Annotated in this window: 5 protein-coding genes; all 5 read left to right on the top strand. The window is 38.9% G+C overall.

Annotated elements, in window-relative coordinates; translation table 11 throughout:
• Positions 1-595 (top strand): Rep family protein (locus tag JZO83_RS12985; protein ID WP_207116021.1); only part of this gene is annotated, 595 nt, incomplete at its 5' end.
• 122 nt (positions 596-717) lie between these two features.
• The gene (locus JZO83_RS12980) at positions 718-1,197 is read left to right on the top strand and encodes a hypothetical protein (protein WP_207116020.1); all 480 of its coding nucleotides are present in this window, start codon (positions 718-720) and stop codon (positions 1,195-1,197) included.
• 236 nt (positions 1,198-1,433) lie between these two features.
• Positions 1,434-2,606 carry a MobV family relaxase gene (gene mobV / locus JZO83_RS12975; protein ID WP_207116019.1) on the top strand — a complete coding sequence of 391 codons (1,173 nt, stop codon included), beginning with the start codon at positions 1,434-1,436 and terminating at the stop codon, positions 2,604-2,606.
• A gap of 565 nt (positions 2,607-3,171) precedes the next feature.
• Entirely contained in the window at positions 3,172-3,321 is a 150-nt protein-coding gene (locus JZO83_RS12970) for a hypothetical protein (RefSeq protein ID WP_207116018.1), read from the top strand.
• 79 nt (positions 3,322-3,400) lie between these two features.
• Positions 3,401-3,528, top strand: a 128-nt coding sequence (locus JZO83_RS12965; protein WP_242542664.1) for a Rep family protein, incomplete at its 3' end; no start/stop codon positions are given.

Below are 3,528 nucleotides of genomic sequence, written 5' to 3'. Positions count from 1 at the left end.
GGACGAAAAGACCGATAAAAATGATTGGAATAGTGATGATATTGTTAGAAACGGTAAGCATTATAAAAAACCACATTATCATGTGATTTATATAGCTCGAAATCCTGTAACGATGGAAAGTGTAAGAAATAAAATCAAAAGAAAATTGGGGAATAAATCGGTTGCTCACCTAGAAATTATTGATTCTATAAAAGGCACATATGAGTATCTCACCCATGAATCAAAAGATGCGAAAGCAAAGAATAAATATATCTATGATAAAAAAGATATTTTGCATATTAATGATTTTGATATTGACCGTTATGTGACGCTTGATGAGAGCCAAAAAAGAGAATTGAGAAACCAGTTGGTAGATATTATTAATCAATGCGGTATAGTCAATTTGAAAGAATTGACAGCTTTTCTTGATTGGCGAGGACAAGAGTATGGAATTACTAGCCAAAGAGATGTGATTGATGTTATTGGTTCGAACGGCAACCTTTTCCGAATGGCTTTTGATGGTAATTATCAGAATGGTTTTCGACCGCAGTATGCAAAAAGAATTGATGCTGAGACTGGGGAAATGATTGCAGGCGTGGATAAACACGTTAAATAAAAGGGGCTTACACCCGTCCGACTAAAGAGAGAGTAAGCCCCAAACAATCATGGAAGATTGCTAGTACATTCTAGCATAATTTGTGTGGGGCTTCTAAATAAAAATATTTGGAGGTCGTTATCATGACAAAAAACAAGCTGAAAAGAAACTATCGAGAAAGTTTAGTGGTTTATGATTTACTACAAAAAACCGCTAGTATCAATGTTTTGAAGGATAATTTACTAACGCTGCATTTGGAAAAAGACGAAGTTGCTTTCTTTCTGGATCTAGTTTGTATCTTAGAAAGAAAAAGCCGACGTCGGACACTGCAACAAGTGATCGAAAATTATGTGCCAGTGGCACAATCGGAATACGAAGAAAGCTTGACTAATAGCGGTTCAAATATAGAAAAGCAGAATGTTCTTGTGTACGAGTACGGAAAATTGAAGAGCGTAACTGCGCATGTGGAGCACAATTTTTTGAATTCAAATGCGATCGACGTGAGACAAACTCGACTGATGAGCCGAACGCCCGATGCGTATCTGCTGAAAAAGGCATTACGCAAATTGCGTATGCTTAAGCTGAAACATTTGCTCAAGCAAATGATCTCAGCGAGGGGTTAAGCGAAACGAAAAAGTCAGGGCAAAGCCCCTGGCTTTTTTTGTTGAGCAAGGTTTTTCACCGAAGGAAAAATTGGAGTTTCTGCGAATGCAGAAATGACATTTTGACCGTAGGTGATCGGTCGCCTTCAGGCGATCGACAGCCCTCGGCAGAGCTTACTCTTTACGGAGTAAAGTATAGTAAGTTATACTTTACATGGAAGTTGTACCGATTTTGGTGAGGAGGACGATTGCTAATTATGGCTTACATGGTGGCACGTACTGAGAAAAGAAAAGCGGGCGATTTAGGCGGATATCAGATACACGTTGATCGTAAAACTGACAATCACGGAAACAAAGATATCGACAATGAGCGTTCGCATTTAAATTATGATTTAGTCGGTCATTCAACCGACACAAGTTTCAAAAAAGAGATCTTAGATTTTATCGAGGAAAACAAAAGTTCCACACGTGCAACGAGGAAAGATGCGGTTGTATTGCAAGATTGGTTGATAAGTTCAAGCAATAATTTTTTTGCTGATTTAAGCACAGAAGAAACTCGGAAGTATTTTGAGTGTGCTGTTACGTATTTTCAAGAGCGGTTTGGCAAAGAAAATGTTCGATTCGCCACCGTTCATATGGACGAATCAACTCCGCATATGCACCTTGGTATTGTTCCGTTTGACGCTGATAACAAATTGACTGCCAAAACAATTTTTAATCGAGCATGCCTAAAGAGCATTCAAGAAGAATTGCCAAAGCACTTCCAGCGTAATGGTTTTGCAATCGAACGTGGAAAAGAAAAATCAGAAGCGCAACACGTACACCCAGAATCTTTCAAAAAACAGGCTGAAAAAGCGGAGTTGGAAGCGAGAAAAGAAGGCTTTGAATATGTGATTGATGAAATGCTAGAAGCGATCGAAGAATTGCCGGGTGTTGAAGAAAGTGATTTTTCAAAAACGGCTGATCTAGTTGAAAAATTCTTGAATGATGATGAGGAAATAGATCCTCGAAAATTGGATGATTCGGTGTTTTTAAGGTTTTTGACCACGCTTTTCCAAGAGATTAAACAATTCTTTGCTCGTATGAGCCAAAAAAATGTCCTTAGAAGCGCTGAAATAGATTTAAGGGAAAATTCCCTTACCGAAAGAGAAAACGCCTTAGAAACGAAAATAGAGAGTTTTAAACGTATGTCGGATGACTTGAAATCGGAAAAATATTTTCTGAAGGTTGCATATTTAGGTTTGCAACTTGAGCTTCATGATCTTGAGAAAGAACGCGAGAGGATTATGAAGCTCTCGCCGAAAGATCAACAAACGCTTCTTGACGACATGCAACAAGCGTTGGCGAAAAAATTGGGTAAGGATTTGCAGACTGTACGAGACGAAACCCTTTACAGTCAAGAAAACGGAAATGATGAGCTAGAGATCTAAGAGGCGTTTATGGCTATTTTGCAAAGAGAAACGTGTGTAAGGCGCTGTCAACGGTAAATCGAATTAGAAGCCCTTAGAATGCCTGACAAGGCTTCTTAGGGCTTCTTTGAGGCTTTAAGGAGTTGATAGCTGTGAATGAGATCCCAGAAGCTTTACGCCCCTCCCAAACCCATTTGGGAGGACGCCCACAAGTGGCGAACGTGTAGAAGGTCGAGGAAATTATTTCCTCGTGGGTTTGGGCAAAGCCCAAGGTCTTGATTTTGACCTGTGTTTTTGCCGAGCGGAAGCGCTGGAAAATTTTTGTAAAAAATTTGGAATTTGGGAAATCTGGGGGGCGAGGAAGCGAATTTTGCTTCCGTACTACGACCCCCCATAGAGTGCCGAGTGCCAAATTCAAAAAAAAAACAATTTTATCCTTACTCCCCCATGGGTTTGAGGCTTTTATTGAGCGCCAACGTTTTCGCCAACGTTTTCGCCAACGTTTTGAAAATTCCATAAAAAACTTGACAATAAGATGGTTAAAAGTTTACCATGATATTATCAACATTTGAGGAGGTTGAAAAGATTGGCGAAATCTGAAAGAGTAGTAGTAATTTTACCAAGTGAAATCAAGCGAGAACTTGAAAAAAAAGCAAGTGACAAGAATTTGAGTATGTCGACCTACGTTAAATTATTAGTAACAGAAGATTTGAGAAAAAAAGAGAAAGGGAATTGAGCGCAAAAAAAGAGCAGAAACATAAGTGTTGGAGCACTGTTTCCGCTAGTTCGTAGTGTTTGATTAAGGCAATTATATCATGAATAAAAAGACAACAAAAGCAAGACATTTCGGCTTTTTACTTTATCCTGAATCGATACCAGAAAATTGGAGAGATCAACTTGAAAGTTTAGGGGTTTCTATAGCTGTTAGTCCCTTGCATGATAT

It is taken from the genome of Enterococcus sp. DIV1298c (genome assembly GCF_017316315.1).
GTDB classification, from domain to species: domain Bacteria; phylum Bacillota; class Bacilli; order Lactobacillales; family Enterococcaceae; genus Enterococcus_B; species Enterococcus_B mangumiae.
The sequence above is the reverse complement of the archived record's forward strand: the minus strand, read 5'-3'. Positions and strand labels throughout refer to the sequence as shown.